Source organism: Bacillus sp. FJAT-27251, from assembly GCF_001273925.1.
Taxonomy (GTDB): domain Bacteria; phylum Bacillota; class Bacilli; order Bacillales; family Cytobacillaceae; genus Mesobacillus_B.
In genome coordinates this window covers 589,960-604,951 of sequence record NZ_LIGG01000001.1, presented here as the reverse complement: position 1 = coordinate 604,951, position 14,992 = coordinate 589,960, and the positions used below count along the sequence as shown (strand labels likewise).

Sequence of the window (14,992 nt, the reverse complement as noted above, 5' to 3'; positions counted from 1 at the left end):
AAACTTCTTTTGAAAACTAAGATGCCAGAAGCAGACCTCGGCCAATGGGAAAAGTGGAAAACAGAGCGAGACCCTGATGCGGGGAATTATTTGGTGGAGAAATACCACCACTTAATGGACTATGTGATCCAGCGCTTTATGATCAGTCTTCCGAAAACCGTCCAAAAAGAGGATATCCAAAGCTATGCTTATGAAGGAATGCTCGATGCCATTGACAAGTTCAATCTGGATGGGGATTTCAAGTTCGAGACCTATGCAGCCTGGAGAATAAAGGGAGCGATCATCGACGGCCTCAGGCAAAGTGACTGGCTGCCCAGGTCTGTAAGGGAAAAAGTCAAAAAAGTTGAAAAGGCCTATGCGGTCCTGGAGCAGAGAAATGGAACTTCGGTCAGTGATGAAGAGGTATGCGCGTACCTGGGAATCACGAAAGCCGAGCTGAACAAAACGGTTTCCGAAGCGGCCTTGTCCTCGATGATTTCCATTGATGAAACGATTCAGGATGATGAAAATGACCAGGTAGGAAGATACAATCTGATTAAAAACGAGAGGGCGGAATCCCCTGAAGCCCATTTGTACGCACAGCTTCTAAAAGAATCCCTGGCAAAAGCGATCGAACTTCTGCCGGAAAAGGAAAAGCTGGTCGTTACCCTTTGTTATTTCGAGGAATTAAAATTGACGGAAATTGCCGAAGTGCTGAATTTAAGCGTCTCCCGCATTTCCCAGCTGCATTCCAAAGCCATGCTGCGCCTGAATGCGGCGATACTCTCTGTCCAGGAAAACTATTGATGAATTTTACAAGATTTATAGAAGGTTAAGGTGAGCAGTGTGGATTGGATACTATTGGGATTAAGCGTGCTGCTAAGTGCCGTCTCGATTGCGATATTGGTGCAGTCCAGGAAGTCGAAAGAAGCTGGTGCAGCGGACGATGTACAAGTTATTCAGCAAAGCATGGAACAATTCGTGGCCAAAATGGAAGCGGAAAATGACCAGCTTTATCAAAAACTGGTGCACTACATGAAGGCAAATCAAAAGGCAGCCGGTGAAAGAATCCGGCTTCTGGAGGAGAAGGTCCGGGTGCTTGAGGAGGAACGGGGACAGACCGCGGTTGTCCAGGAGGTTGAAGAGGACAAGGTTTTGCAGCTGTATAAGCAAGGCTTTTCAGCAACACAAATTGGCAAAGTCCTTCTGATGGATCATGGCAAAGTGGAGCTGATCATCAATCTGTTTGAAAAACGGCAAAACCACCAAGTAAAAGGAAGTGCTTCATTTGCGAATTGAAAGGCAGGCGAACTTTCCGGTCGGGCAGCTGCAAAAGGGAGCGGGAGAAAGCAGGTCAGCCAGTACTTTTTCCAGCATGATGAACAGGTCGCAGTCCAAACTGCAGCTGGAATCCCTGATGCCCCATCTGGAAAAACAGGGACAAACCCTGGTCCAATCCAGGACCATCGAACACCTGCAGGATTATAAAAAAGCCGTCAAAGAGTTTGTCAGGGAAGCGGTGAATTCCGGGCTGCAGCTATCCGATAAGCAAAGCTTTCATCACAGCGGCAGCATGAAGACCCATCAGATTGTCGAAAAAGTGGACCAAAAGCTGCTTGAGCTCCATGACGAGGTCATGKGGAAGGAGGAACGCGGGCTGGAAGTCCTGCGGCTGGTGGGAGAAATCAAAGGTTTGCTTATTAATTTATACATGTAACGGGAGAGAAAGATATGCGTGAAAATCGCCGCGAGTTTTTCCGGGTAGAGTTTGAACCACTGAAGGAGGGAGAGGTCTCGATTCAGGAGGGAGCCTTTTTCCCGGTGAAAATTGAAAATATCAGTGCTGGAGGCATGGGTTTTATCTCGGCCGCAAAAATATTGATGCATGAAAAAGTAGAATGCCGTTTTACGATTCTGGACACTTCATTTTTGATAAAAGGCTTCATTGTCCGCAAGGTGGTTCACATGAATTATGCGGAGTACGGTGTGAAATTTGCCATGAACCAGAAGACCGCTTCCGCCTTGTTCAGGCAATTGAATTATTATCAGATCCGCCAGAGAAAAGGGAAGCGGTAAGGCTGAGGCATGGGTCCAGGAAAGAGGGGGTTGTTTATGAAGATACAAACTGTGCGATTTGGTGAAATGGAAGTGGATGAAAGCCGGCTTATTACTTTTGAAAAGGGAATTCCGGGCTTTGAAGAAGATAAAAGATACGTCCTGCTGCCGGCAGATGAGCAAGGGGAAACGCCGTTCTTCTTTCTGCAGTCCGTCGAAAGGGCAGAATTATCCCTGCTGCTGCTGGATTCGTTCTCCTTCTTTGAAGGCTACGACGTGGAGCTCGGCGATTCGCTCATCGGGAAGCTTGAGATTGAAAAGCCGGAAGACGTCCTCGTGCTGACGACGGTTACGGCCAAAGGCGGGCTGAAAGAAGCAACAACCAACCTGAAGGCCCCCATTGTCATTAACCACAGCAAGCGGCTCGGCATGCAGGTTGTCCTTGAGAACAAATCCTACATGGTCAAGCAGCCTTTGTTCCTGCACCAGGAAAAAGCCGCGATTGGGCAGGTGTAGCAGATGCTTGTACTAGGAAGGAAAAAAGGCGAATCCATTGTCATTGATGATAACATCGAAATTACGGTTACCGCGATTGAAGGCGACACGGTTAAATTGGGGATCAGCGCGCCAAAGCATATTGCGATTCACCGGAAGGAAATTTATTTGGAGATTCAGGAAGAGAATAGGCTGGCAGTTGCGAGTGAATTGGATTTCGGTGATGAGCTTTTGAAGATGAAAAAGTGAGGGCGTTTGTTCGTTCGTGCTGGAAGGCTTGGGGACCTTGTTGGGGTCCTTTTTTTGCTTTTTGGGAGTGTGGTCGGCCTTGAGGCGGGTTTTCAGTGCTTGTTTTTGGGGGCGAGGCCGTATTTTGGGTACTGAGGAGGCTTGTCAGTGCCCGTTTTTTGGTTTGGGGCGGATTTTTGGGTACTGAGGAGGCTTGTCAGTGCCTGTTTTTAGTGGTGAGGTGGATTTTTGGGTACTGATGGAGCTTGTCAGTGCCCGTTTTTGGTAGTGAGGGGGATTTTTGGGTACTGAGGAGAGTTGTCAGTGCCCGTTTTTGGGGGCGAGGCGGATTTTTGGGTACTGAGGAGGCCTATCAGTGCCTGTTTTTGGGAGTGAGGATGTATTTTGGGCACTGAGGGGGTGTGTCAGTGCCCGCTTTTGGTAGTGAGGTGGATTTTTGGGCACTGAGGAGAGTTGTCAGTGCCCGTTTTTGGTAGAGAGGCGGATTTTTGGGTACTGATGGGGCTTGTCAGTGCCTGTTTTTGGTGGTGAGTTGGTTTTTTGGTCACTGAGGAGGCTTATCAGTGCCTTTTTTTAATAAAAAGGGCACATTTTGGGTCTTGAGAATCTTCTTCAGCTTGACGGCTATATTTTTAAAAAAAAAGAATTCTAAAAGCTATTAAACTATTTGGCCAAGCCTCCGATATAAATAATGAAAGGATTTCCAAACGGACTTGGTGTCCTCTCAAAATAAAAAACTTTTATTACACGGAGGTAGTTTTACATGATTATCAACAACAATATTCAAGCGCTTAACACCTATCGCCAGTTAGGTACTGCAGCTAGTGCCGGTGCAAAATCAATGGAAAGACTTTCTTCAGGTCTTCGTATCAACAAAGCAGCTGATGATGCAGCTGGCCTAGCAATCTCTGAAAAAATGCGTGCGCAAATTCGAGGATTAGATCAAGCTCAACGTAACGCACAAGACGGTGTATCTATGATCCAAACAGCTGAAGGAGCGATGGATACGCAACACTCAATTCTACAGCGTATGCGTGAACTATCCGTTCAAGCTTCAAACAGCACATTAACTGATGCGGATAAGCAAAATATCCAAGAAGAAATGAATCAGTTAATAGATGAAGTGGACCGCATTGCGAACACTACTGAATTTAATAATACTAAATTATTAAATGGACAAGTTTCTGAACAGTCGAAGTTTGCGACATCTTCAGGAGGGGATGTGTCAACCGTTGTTGCTAATGCAAATGCGGCAACTGGAACTTCAGAAATTACACTTAGTTCAACAAAGACAACTGTTGCTACGGGTTCAATATTCTCTACGGGCGGTTTACAGGTTGATAATGGTACCGGTGGAGCACCGATTACAGACGGTAGTGCTAAACTTACAAATTTGTTAGATTCTAGTAGTAATTCTTTAGGGCTTGAGGTTGGAGATGAAATTACAATTTCTGGGGTTGTTGGCGGTGAAGTCAAAAACTCTACGTTTATCGTTACAAAGGATAGCACATTAGACGATTTTATGGCTAGTGTTCAAAACACACTAGGTGCTAAAGATGTATTTGTTTCAGATGCGAATGTTTATGATAATAACGCAGTTGGTCTAGATACAGGATCTGTTAATCTAGGTTCTATTGTTGTGGAAGGAGAAGCAGGAGCCGCTTTTGATATCTCTTCTCTTAAAATTACTGCTAAATCAGAGCTAGGTACAGATAAAACGGCTTTTAATTCCTCATTTACTGGAGATGGAATATCAGTCAATGGTGGTTTACTTCAAAACCAAGTAGCCACTAATGTTGGAGACTATGTTGCAACAGTTGATATGGGTAGCGATGGCAATTCAGCTGGAGACGCGGCAATTGCTGTTCGTGCAAACGCAACGATTAATGTATCGAACCTAGAAGTAACATTTGATGATGCATTAATTGCGGACAGCTCATCTACTATTAAAATTGGTGCAAGAGACCAATCTGCACAAATTCAAATTGGTGCAAATGAAGGCCAGCACCTAAAGATTTCTATTGATGCTACAACGGCGGATGCTTTAGGTCTAAGAAAGGATGGAGTAAACCTATCCGTAATGACTGAAAAATCTGCTTCAGAAGCAATCACAAAAATTAACGATGCCATTAATACAGTATCTAGCCAACGTTCAAAGCTTGGTGCTATGCAGAACCGTTTGGAGTATACAACAACAAGTCTTGCATCTACTGCTGAGAACATGACAGCTGCAGAATCTCGCATCCGTGATGTTGATATGGCGAAAGAAATGATGGAATTCACGAAAAATAATATTCTTTCCCAAGCTGCACAGTCTATGTTGGCACAAGCGAACCAACAGCCGCAGCAGGTATTACAGTTATTACGTTAATCTGGATATAAATCCATAAGAGGCCTCAATCTGTAGGCCTCTTATATTCAGTTAATTAAGTTTTTTAGAAAAAAGTGAAAAAGGAAAGTCGAGATCTATTTGGAGTATAGCGATTATTCCAGTATATGGAATATGAAATTTTCAAAAGATATCGTCCTTTTTTATTAGGAAAGGGAGGTAGTTTTTTTTGGCGCAAAAGCATTTTAAAAAGTTAGCAATGCTGCTTTCGATGCTATTGGTTGTTCAGTTATTTTTACCAATAGTATCTGTATTTGCAGCTAGTGTAGCAGTACCAACAAACTTACAAGCTACTGTTTACAATACAAACGACATTAGTTTGAAATGGACTGGGGATTACTATTCAAAGTCTTTTAATGTTTACAAATTAGACGKGGAACAAAAAGAGTTAGTTGGGAAAACATCGAATAGAAACCTTTATCTATCAAAGGTAGAAGAAGGGACATACAAGTTTGCTGTTAGTGCCTTTTCATCAACGGGGGAGGAATCCGCTCTATCATCCTCTGTAACGGTTGATATTGTTTATCCAGATGTGAACTCCCCAACAGGACTTTCTTCTATTATTTATAATAGTAATGACGTTTTGTTAAAGTGGAATAGTGCATCTAATGCAACTAACTATAAAATCTATCAAGTAATCGATGGACAAAAACAACTAGTTACAATTACAAATAATACAAGCCATTATTTATCTCGGTTGGCAGAAGGAGATTACCACTATGAAGTATCGTCATATAATAGCCGGTTCGGTGAATCAGATACTCGTAGCCAAATCCAGGTATCCATCGTCTTTCCCGAGCTTCAGCCACCTCAAGGATTAACCTATAAAATTTATAACGGGAATGATTTATTCCTTGATTGGCAAGATGCGAACAATGCAAATAAATATAATATATATAGAATCATAGACGGTAAATCTGAATTAGTGACAACTACAAAAGAGAGTCAACAGTATTTGTCACAAGTCCCAGAAGGTAACTATGTATATGAAGTAAGAACAGTCAGTGACCGTTTTGGTGAATCTGATGAAGGAAGCCAGTTGGACTTAGCTATTGTTTATCCAAAGATTCAGGCGCCACTAGGATTGGCCTATAAAATTTATAATGGCAATGATATCTTTTTAGATTGGCAAGACGCTGAAAATGCAAATAAATACAATGTTTATCGCGTTATTGACGGCCAAAAAGAGTTGGTAACAACAACAAGTGATAGCCAGCAATATTTTGCGCAAATGCCAGAGGACGATTATCTTTATGAAGTAACAACAGTGAGCAACCGCTTTGGCGAATCTGAAGAAAGCAGTAACATCACATTTCCGCTTATTTATCCTGAGATTCAATCCCCATATAACCTGACATATGAAATTTTTTATGGAAATGACTTGTTTTTAAACTGGGATGATGTTGATTATGCAAATAAATATAATGTCTATCGGATTGAAGATGGGAAAAGGGAATTAGTCATCACGGCAAAGGATAGTCAGCAATATTTATCACAGTTACCTGAAGGTGATTATGTTTATGAAATAACTGCAGTAAGCAACCGCTTTGGCGAATCTGTTGTTGGTAGCCGACTAGAAGTTACCATTATCTATCCAGAGATCCAACCTCCCAATGAGCTTACATACCAAATCTATAATGGTAATGATGCGCTACTAAAGTGGGAGAAAGCAGAGTATGCCAATAAATACAATGTATACAAAGTCGTCGAAGGCCAAAGAGAGTTAGCTGTTACAACACAAGATCCACAAACTTATCTCTCTTTATTGTCCGAAGATGATTATGTTTATGAAGTGACAACCGTGAGTAACCGTTTTGGTGAATCAGAAAAAGGTAGGGAGGTATCTTTTACGATTGAATACCCTACTATTGGTGCACCCGAACTCAGCCTAGAAATGACCGACAGGGATAGTGCGCAGCTTACTTGGAGAAAGGTTGATTACGCAAACACATACTCCGTTTATGAAATAATAGATGGCGAGAAAAATTTAGTTAATAAAGGAACTTCAACCTCCTATCAAGTTAGTACTTTATCTGATGGCAATCATGAGTATGTAGTTGTAGCCAATAGTAATCGCTTTGGCGAATCACCAGATTCCAATAAAGTGATTGCAAAAGTTAAACCAGAAACGCCTGCCCTTTCAGCACCAAATCCAGGTGAAACAAAGGTAACTGATGATACCGTTTCTTTAAGCTGGAACATCGTGGATGACGCAGAATCCTATAATATCTATGAAATGGTAGATGCTGAAAGAGTTTTAGTTGGTAACACAAAAGATACCTTTTTTACCATTGAAAATCTTAAAGCTGGTGACCATCAATTTTATATTGTCCCTGTTTCGGATTCAGGGGTAGAAGGAGAAGAATTTGCCACTGTAACAGTGACCGCAGAAGACTTCGACACCACACCGCCAGTTACAGAATCCAACGTAACTGACGAATGGCTAAAAGAAAACTTCTCTGTCCAACTAACAGCAACCGACGATAAAAGCGGTGTGGACAAAACCTATTATTCTATTAATGGCGCCGAATTTGCTGAAGGTACCGAATTTGCAGTCACTGAAGAGGGGATTCATGAAGTTTCCTTCTACAGCATCGACAAAGCAGGCAATGTAGAAGAAGCCAAAACCGTCGAAGTTAAAATCGACAAAAACGCACCAGAAACCACTTCAAATGTAACAGGCGAGTGGTTAAATCAAGCCTTCACAGTTGAACTAACCGCAACTGATGACCAAAGTGGCGTAGCCAACACGTATTACTCCGTAAATGATGCAGAATTCGCTGAAGGAACAAGCTTTGAGTTAACCGAAGCAGGCGTGTACAAAGTATCCTTCTACAGCATCGACAAAGCAGGCAACGTAGAAGAACTCAAAACCGTCGAAGTTAAAATCGACAAAACCACACCAGAAACGGTTTCGAATGTAAAAGATGGCTGGCTGAAAGAAGCCTTTACCGTAGAATTAACAGCAACCGACGATCTAAGCGGCGTAGCCAACACGTATTACTCCGTAAACGATGCAGAATTCGCTCAAGGAACAAGCTTTGAGTTAACAGAACCAGGAATTCACCAAGTTTCCTTCTACAGCATCGACAAAGCAGGCAATAAAGAAGGAACCAAAACCGCCGAAGTCAAAATCGACAAAACTGCACCAGAAACGGTTTCGAATGTAAAAGAAGGCTGGTTAAATCAAGCCTTCACCGTTGAACTAACCGCAACGGATGACCTAAGCGGCACAGCGAAAACTTATTATTCTATCAACGATGGAGAATATGTGGAAGGCACGAGCTTTGATCTTAGCGAGGAAGGAATCCACAAGGTATCCTTCTACAGCACCGACAAAGCAGGAAACGTTGAAGAAGCCAAAACCGTCGAAGTCAAAATCGACAAAACCGCACCTGAAGTGTCCTGGAATCTCGAAGAAGAATATGCTTCAGGCACGAACCTGGATATTGCCTATGACGCAACAGATTCTCTTTCCGGCATTGCCGCTGAGAAGGTAAGTGTTAATGGGGAAGCTGTTTCAAAAGGAGACAGCATTTCATTCGACCAGCCTGGGGAATACAGCATCCAGGTGACCGTAACCGACCATGCAGGCTTGAAAACAACTTTGGAAAAGAAAGTGGCTGTCTATATCCCTGGCAACCTGGAAATCACGCCAGGAACGATTAAAATCAATAAAGGCGTGTTTACCGCAAGAGTGACCTTGCCTAAAGGAGTGCAACCAAACTTCGACCTTTCAAGTGTGACCCTGAATGGGGAAGCAGCTGTTGTGGACAAAGGAAAAGGTTCCGCGCAGCAGGCGTCTAAAGGAATGTTTAAATTCAACCGTGAGGATTTTGACTGGAACAAAGGAGAAGTTTTAGTCGAGTTCCGCGGCACCGTGAATGGACAGCTTGTTGTTGCGAGGACAACTGTTACCGTGAAATAATCCAAAAACACCGTTGATGGAATCTCATCAGCGGTGTTTTTTAATAAGAAAAATCCCGTACACCGCTAAATAAACCGGCCAACCATCCCGATATATATACTAGAGACAAGAATGTCGCAGCCGAATACTGACAAGGTTATTGAGAAAAATGATAAGAAGGTGCAACCATTGAATTTGCCTCCAATCGGAACGGGGACATCCATCTGGATGGATGCCGTCCAAAAAAATCCTAAATTGATTGAGCAATTGATTCCTACCATCGTAAATGAGCCGATCTTTTTTGAACTTTTTCGGGGGCTTTTGGAACAGACCAAAACTTCGGCAGGAGGTCCATCTGCAGAGCCAATCCTTCCAGCGCCGGCGGTGGAAGTGCCTGCACCGCCTCCTGTTTCGGTCAATCTCAAGCCGGCCAATCGCCATCAGCCGGATATGAGTGAAATTAACACCGCCATCCAGGAAGCGTCCGAAAAGTACGGGGTGCCGGTTCCGCTGATCCGTTCCGTTGTCGATGCGGAAAGCAGCTTTAACCCGCTGGCCCAATCGGGGGCAGGGGCGCAGGGACTGATGCAGCTTATGCCAGCCACAGCCCAGTCTCTGGGGGTTCGCGACCCTTTTGATGTGAAGCAGAATATTGATGGCGGCGTCCGTTATCTAAAACAGATGCTCGACCGCTACAACAAGGTTCCCTTAGCTTTGGCTGCCTATAACGCCGGGCCGGGGAATGTCGATAAATATGACGGCATCCCTCCTTTTAAGGAGACGCAAAACTATGTGCAAAAGGTCATGAAGCGGTTGTCGCCATATGCGTAAAAAAGCCCTTTTCCTACCCGGAAAAGGGCTTTACTGCAAGGTATTATATTGCTGCATGTTCTCTGGAATTTCAATTGAAGAGCCGATTACCTCTACTGTTTTTCCTTCCTTTTTTATCGAACGCAAGGAAGTGAGATACCGGACCCCGTTTACCTCGAATTCGCACTGGACAGGTTCCTCGCCATTCCATGCCATTTCATAATAGTGAAGTCCCGGATCAGCGACATGGCCGGGAAGAATATCATGCAATGTCCGTCCGATGACTTGTCCGGGGGAGAGATTGATTTTATATAGCAATTCACCATCGCAAAGGGTGTGGATAAATTGCCCGTCCAGCTTAATAAATTTAAAAATCATCCCTTGCTGCTGCCTCATTGTCGCCTGCCATTCCTGCCTTGCCGCTTCCAGTGCGGCTTCGAGCTGCTGCTGCCTGTTGAGCTCCTCGGGTATCCCTTCCTGTTCGAATAATTGTTCCACCTTCACAAACATTTCCTCGAATTCATCTGGGGGCAATGGCTTGCTGACCAGATAGCCCTGGCATAGATCGCAAAGGTTTTGCTGAAGAAAAATCAATTGTTCCTTTCCTTCGACACCTTCCGCCACCACTTTCATATCCAGTTCGTGCGCCATTTTAATGATCGTTTTCACAATGGTCGCATCCTTAAAGTCCTTCATACACGTCCGGACAAATGATTGGTCAATTTTGAGTTTATCAATGGGAAATTCCTTTAAGTAATAAAGAGAGCTATATCCTGTCCCAAAATCGTCCAGACTGATTGAAACCCCTAGCCGCTTTAGCTTTCTTATAATAGGGAGGACACGCTGGACATCCATCAATATGCCCTCTGTTATTTCAAGCTCCAAATATTCAGGGGCGAGTCTGGTTTCTTTCAATATCTGTTTGATTTTATCAATCAGCTGTGGCTGGTAAAGCTGACGGGCAGACAAATTTACGCTCATGATCATTGGCGGCAGTCCGGCTTCCTGCCATGCCTTGTTCTGGAGGCAGGCCGTCCGCAGGACCCATTCTCCAATGGGCAAAATCAATCCGGATTGTTCCGTAACAGGGATGAACTCAGCCGGAGGCACCAGCCCTCTCTCGGGGTGCTCCCAGCGAATCAAGGCCTCGGCGCCGATTATTTTCCCTGTAACCAGGTCAATATTCGGCTGGTAGTGAAGGCGGAATTCCTTTTTTATGTGGGCCATCCACAGTGTGTTTTCCAGTTCTAATGTTTCACGATAATATTCCATGTTCAACATGCTACCACTCCCGAATACAAAGTCAATTAATACGCAATTTTCCAATAGAGTAAAAGCGGCTTGTTTTTGAATGGAATCATGGATTGGTGGTTCACTTCTTTACAGGCTCCACGACTATCGCCTGGGAGCCCATCTGCCGCCAGGACTTAAGAAAATCTGCTTTGTTCACTTGCTGATTTTTTATGCCATATGGATTGTTGAGATAAATGTTTTCGTGATCATAGCCTGTAATGACGGCACTGTGCATGTTGTAGGTGATTTCTAGAGTACCTTGCGGTGTTGTCCATGATTGAATCGTCGACACCGGTGAAAAGTTCGATGTCGTGATCACCCAGACTGGGAGTCCTTCATTCAATTTTTCAATGATGGTATCAAAAGGGTGATTCGTTAAATCGATTACCTTTAGGTTTGCGGGAAGGTGGGACTGTGCCAGGTTAAAAACAGGTCCATGGTAAACGCCCAATCCTGGACCGTTCTCCATATTGCCGACAAATCCATTGTTTGGATTGCCGTATTTGCCGTCGCTGTACCTCAAAGGAACCCTGGGGATTTGTTCGGCCAGTTCATTTTTGGAAACCTGGACTCCCCAAAATTGAAGCAGCATCGCCAGGCTAGTGACTTCGCAGCCATTATACAGCCTTGGGGCATCCATCTGGTTGATCAATGGCACATCCATCATGATTTCTTTGGCAATGGCAGGCTTCTGGTAGGGAGCCGGAATGGTTTGATTTTTATCAGGAGCTTTTCCGATATCCATTAATACACCCAAAAGGATAATGATTAAACTTAAGGAATATTTCAACAGGACGTTCATTTCTGCACCTCGTAAACTCGTCTTACTCCATTGTGATTTCACTCTTTATCTACATCGGTAAAAGTGCTGAAAAGTTTAGTGTGAAAGCAGCCTCCTTTTATAAGGATTAGTAAGCTGGCAGTATAAAAATATTGTAAAAACTGTAAAGGAAGTTGAAATTTATACCGTTAAAGTAGGTAAGGGCGAGAGCAGGCTTGATTGGTGTCATTGGAAAGTTTGATAGACCGAAGGCATCCTTAGCTTTTTACAACATTGATTACTAGGAGAGAGAAGTTGTGATTTCTTATGATTATTTCACTGTTCAGGAGAAGGGAATTGGGGTTCAGGATATATGGGAGGCTCTGGCTGGCGGGCATTTTATTACTTATTACCAGCCGATCGTGGAGACGGAAACAGGCAGGTTGGCCGGTGCGGAGGCGCTGGTCAGATGGAAACACCATGAGCTTGGGAGTATTCCGCCTTCGCAATTCATTAAAATAGCTGAAGACACTGGCCTGATCATTCACATTGGCAAAAGGGTCATAAGGAAGGTCTGTGAGCAGCTGGTGGCATGGCGGAAAGAGGGAATGCCGCTTATTCCGGTCAGCATTAACATCAGCGCCCGGCAATTTTCCCAAAAGGATTTTGTTCGTGAGGTAAGGCTGCTGCTGAATGAATTCCAATTGCAGGGCAGGCTGCTGATCTTTGAAATTGCTGAAACTTCCTTAATAAGAGACGAGGCCATTGCGGCAAAAAACCTGAATGAATTAAAAAGGATTGGGATAAAAATCTATTCCGATCGTTTTGGAACCGGCCATTCTTCCCTTTCTTATTTGAATTCATTTCCTCTCGATGGAATAAAAATTGACCGTTCGTTTATTGAAAATATCTCCCGGGAATTTGATAATGCAGTGATTACATCCAGTTTGATCAAGATGAGCCGGAGTCTTGGGATTAATGTCATTGCGGAAGGCGTGGAAACAGAGGAAGAACTGGAGTTCCTAAAAGGACAAAATTGTCCGCAGGTGCAAGGATTCCTTTTCGGACAGCCATGTTCAGCAGAAGAATTCGAATCTCTGCTTCTAAAGGAAGTCGTGACTCCGATTAAAAAGGATAAGATTCATCCGGGAACACATACATATGACATTAAAATTCGGTACCCATTCCGGTGCGAAATGGCCCTGACCGGGTATTCGGCCGCCCCGCCACAACAAGAGCCAATCACCATCGAAATCGAAAACATGGGACCTGGCGGATTGCGGTTCGTATCCAATCTGAAATTATCCGTCGGGCAGGAAATGGTTTACACTTTTAAGCCAGAAGAATTAGAGGGGAAAATTCAGGTAGCCGGTGTCGTCATCTGGAGCGAAGAATCGCCCAGCGGAAACCGCCAATATGGCGTGCACTTCAACCTCAGCAACGACCAGCGCCACTGCCTGGCCCCACTGCTCAACCAATACTCGAAAATGTACTTTTAAAACAGGGGGACGGTTCTCCTGCATCATTTTTCCAATATGACGCAGGAGAACCGTCCCTTTGCCTCGAATTTTGAATTAAAATAAAGACAAGGTGCGGTGAGTTTATCTATGAACCCATTATTAATGGAGTTTCCAACCGAATTTTATACAGAAAGATTAGTGATCCGGATGCCGAAGCCAGGTGATGGAAAAGCGGTTTATGAAGCGATTCAGAACTCCTTGGAGGAATTGAAGCCATGGATGCCTTTTGCGCAAAACGGGCAGACGGAGGAGGAGACTGAAAGTAATATTAGAGAATCGCATGCCAGTTTTATAAAACGCGAGGATTTACGGCTGCTGATTTTCCATAGGGAAACAGGTGAGTTTATTGCCTCGTCCGGCCTGCATCGCATCAATTGGTCCATCCCCAAGTTCGAAATCGGCTACTGGATTGATACCCGGCATAGCGGAAAAGGCTACATAACCGAAGCCGTTCAGGGAATTTCCGACTTCGCCTTCCATGAGCTTAAGGCCCGCAGAGTGGAAATTAGATGTGACTCCCAAAACGTCAAAAGCCGGAGAATTCCTGAAGCGTTAGGGTTCACTCTGGAAGGCATCCTCAAAAATGAGGGCCTGTCAGCGGATGGGAAAGAACTGAGGGATACGTGCGTCTATGCGATGGTGAAGTAAAGCGGGAGTTTTGAAAGGACAGCAGGAAATGCATMCGATTGATGGAGTGATATGATGGATTATGAATTGATGATTAAAAGAATGCAGACGATTATTGATAAAATCGAAGAGCTTGGTGGAGAAATCCGTGAAGTTATCCTTGATGAACCAGCTTCGCCTGAACAAATCGTTAGAATTGAGACAGAACTTGGAGTAAAGCTGCCGGAGAGTTTCAAGAAGGTTCTTATCGAGTTTTCCAGCTATTTCAGTTTGCGCTGGTTTCTGCCTGATGAAATGGAGCGGAACGAAGAATTTAGGGAGATTTTCTGCGGGACACCGAATTGGGGGTTGAAATACCTCGCCCTTGCTGAAGAAGGCCGAATCGGCTGGGTTGAACAGGCCTTCCCTAATCCCGAAGATGAATACGATGCCGTTTGGCATAATAAATTAGCGTTTTGCGAAGTGGGCAACGGCGATTACCTGGCTTTTGACATGAGTTATGGTGATGATGCCTCGATTGTCTATCTTAGCCACGATGGCGGGGAGGGACACGGTTTTAGGCTGGGTGATAATTTTATTGAGTTCATTGATCGCTGGTCAAGGTTAGGCTTTGTGGGATGTGAGGATTGGCAGTGGATGCCTTTTACAGCAGGTCCTGAAAGCGGGTTACTGCCCGACAGCGAGGCAGCCCAACGGTTTAGAGCCTGGCTTGGATTAAATATTTAAAACGCGGGGACGGCTCCGGCGCTTCATTTTTCCGCAAAAATGAAGCGGGAGAACCGTCCCCATGCTCTACGGGTTAGAAAAATAAACGGAAGAATTCCGCCTAAGTTGGGAAATATCAACATTTCCCGGAATATAAGCGGAGTTTTTCCGTTTATCTTAAAAAAATCCGAAGATTTAGCCCT

Annotated in this window: 14 protein-coding genes; 12 read left to right on the top strand and 2 right to left on the bottom strand. The window is 44.2% G+C overall.

All coding sequences use genetic code 11. The features are described from left to right. Window positions 1-21 precede the first annotated feature (21 nt). The 9 genes from ADU22_RS02895 to ADU22_RS25365 all read left to right on the top strand — a co-directional run bounded on the left by ADU22_RS02895 (window position 22) and on the right by ADU22_RS25365 (window position 9,905). Window positions 22-786, top strand: a complete 765-nt coding sequence (locus tag ADU22_RS02895) for a FliA/WhiG family RNA polymerase sigma factor (protein WP_053364444.1) — start codon at window positions 22-24, stop codon at window positions 784-786. A gap of 30 nt (window positions 787-816) precedes the next feature. Continuing rightward, window positions 817-1,278 (top strand): DUF6115 domain-containing protein, encoded by a 462-nt coding sequence (locus ADU22_RS02890; protein ID WP_156324306.1) that lies wholly within the window; start codon window positions 817-819, stop codon window positions 1,276-1,278. Then, window positions 1,268-1,696, top strand: coding sequence for a YaaR family protein (locus ADU22_RS02885; RefSeq protein WP_053360819.1), 429 nt, complete (start codon window positions 1,268-1,270; stop codon window positions 1,694-1,696). Before ADU22_RS02890 ends, ADU22_RS02885 begins: the two co-directional genes overlap by 11 nt. A gap of 14 nt (window positions 1,697-1,710) precedes the next feature. Next, window positions 1,711-2,055 (top strand): PilZ domain-containing protein, encoded by a 345-nt coding sequence (locus ADU22_RS02880; RefSeq protein WP_053360818.1) that lies wholly within the window; start codon window positions 1,711-1,713, stop codon window positions 2,053-2,055. Between the two features lie 36 nt (window positions 2,056-2,091). Beyond that, window positions 2,092-2,550 (top strand): flagellar assembly protein FliW, encoded by a 459-nt coding sequence (gene fliW, locus ADU22_RS02875; protein ID WP_053360817.1) that lies wholly within the window; start codon window positions 2,092-2,094, stop codon window positions 2,548-2,550. Between the two features lie 3 nt (window positions 2,551-2,553). Then, complete coding sequence (gene csrA / locus ADU22_RS02870) at window positions 2,554-2,778, top strand: carbon storage regulator CsrA (protein WP_053360816.1); 225 nt, start codon at window positions 2,554-2,556, stop codon at window positions 2,776-2,778. A 763-nt stretch (window positions 2,779-3,541) separates the two neighbouring features. Beyond that, window positions 3,542-5,149 (top strand): flagellin N-terminal helical domain-containing protein, encoded by a 1,608-nt coding sequence (locus tag ADU22_RS25370; protein WP_053360815.1) that lies wholly within the window; start codon window positions 3,542-3,544, stop codon window positions 5,147-5,149. Window positions 5,150-5,336: 187 nt separating this feature from the next. Next, window positions 5,337-9,095, top strand: coding sequence for an OmpL47-type beta-barrel domain-containing protein (locus ADU22_RS02860; RefSeq protein WP_156324305.1), 3,759 nt, complete (start codon window positions 5,337-5,339; stop codon window positions 9,093-9,095). Between the two features lie 168 nt (window positions 9,096-9,263). Beyond that, on the top strand, window positions 9,264-9,905 hold the full coding sequence (locus ADU22_RS25365; RefSeq protein WP_286132257.1) for a lytic transglycosylase domain-containing protein: 642 nt from the start codon (window positions 9,264-9,266) through the stop codon (window positions 9,903-9,905). A 30-nt stretch (window positions 9,906-9,935) separates the two neighbouring features. On the opposite strand, the gene ADU22_RS02850 is transcribed toward ADU22_RS25365, so the two are convergent. Beyond that, window positions 9,936-11,165 (bottom strand): EAL domain-containing protein, encoded by a 1,230-nt coding sequence (locus tag ADU22_RS02850; RefSeq protein ID WP_053360813.1) that lies wholly within the window; start codon window positions 11,163-11,165, stop codon window positions 9,936-9,938. A gap of 91 nt (window positions 11,166-11,256) precedes the next feature. Beyond that, on the bottom strand, window positions 11,257-11,979 hold the full coding sequence (locus ADU22_RS02845; protein ID WP_231687834.1) for a C39 family peptidase: 723 nt from the start codon (window positions 11,977-11,979) through the stop codon (window positions 11,257-11,259). A 275-nt stretch (window positions 11,980-12,254) separates the two neighbouring features. Here ADU22_RS02845 and ADU22_RS02840 point away from each other — a divergent pair, with 275 nt between their 5' ends. From ADU22_RS02840 to ADU22_RS02830, 3 genes are all read left to right on the top strand, one after another. Next, complete coding sequence (locus ADU22_RS02840; protein WP_053360812.1) at window positions 12,255-13,436, top strand: EAL domain-containing protein; 1,182 nt, start codon at window positions 12,255-12,257, stop codon at window positions 13,434-13,436. Between the two features lie 108 nt (window positions 13,437-13,544). Next, window positions 13,545-14,105 carry a GNAT family N-acetyltransferase gene (locus ADU22_RS02835; protein ID WP_053360811.1) on the top strand — a complete coding sequence of 187 codons (561 nt, stop codon included), beginning with the start codon at window positions 13,545-13,547 and terminating at the stop codon, window positions 14,103-14,105. 54 nt (window positions 14,106-14,159) lie between these two features. Beyond that, window positions 14,160-14,810: an SMI1/KNR4 family protein gene (locus ADU22_RS02830; protein WP_053360810.1), complete on the top strand. Its 651-nt coding sequence runs from the start codon at window positions 14,160-14,162 to the stop codon at window positions 14,808-14,810. The last annotated feature ends 182 nt before the right edge of the window (window positions 14,811-14,992 follow it).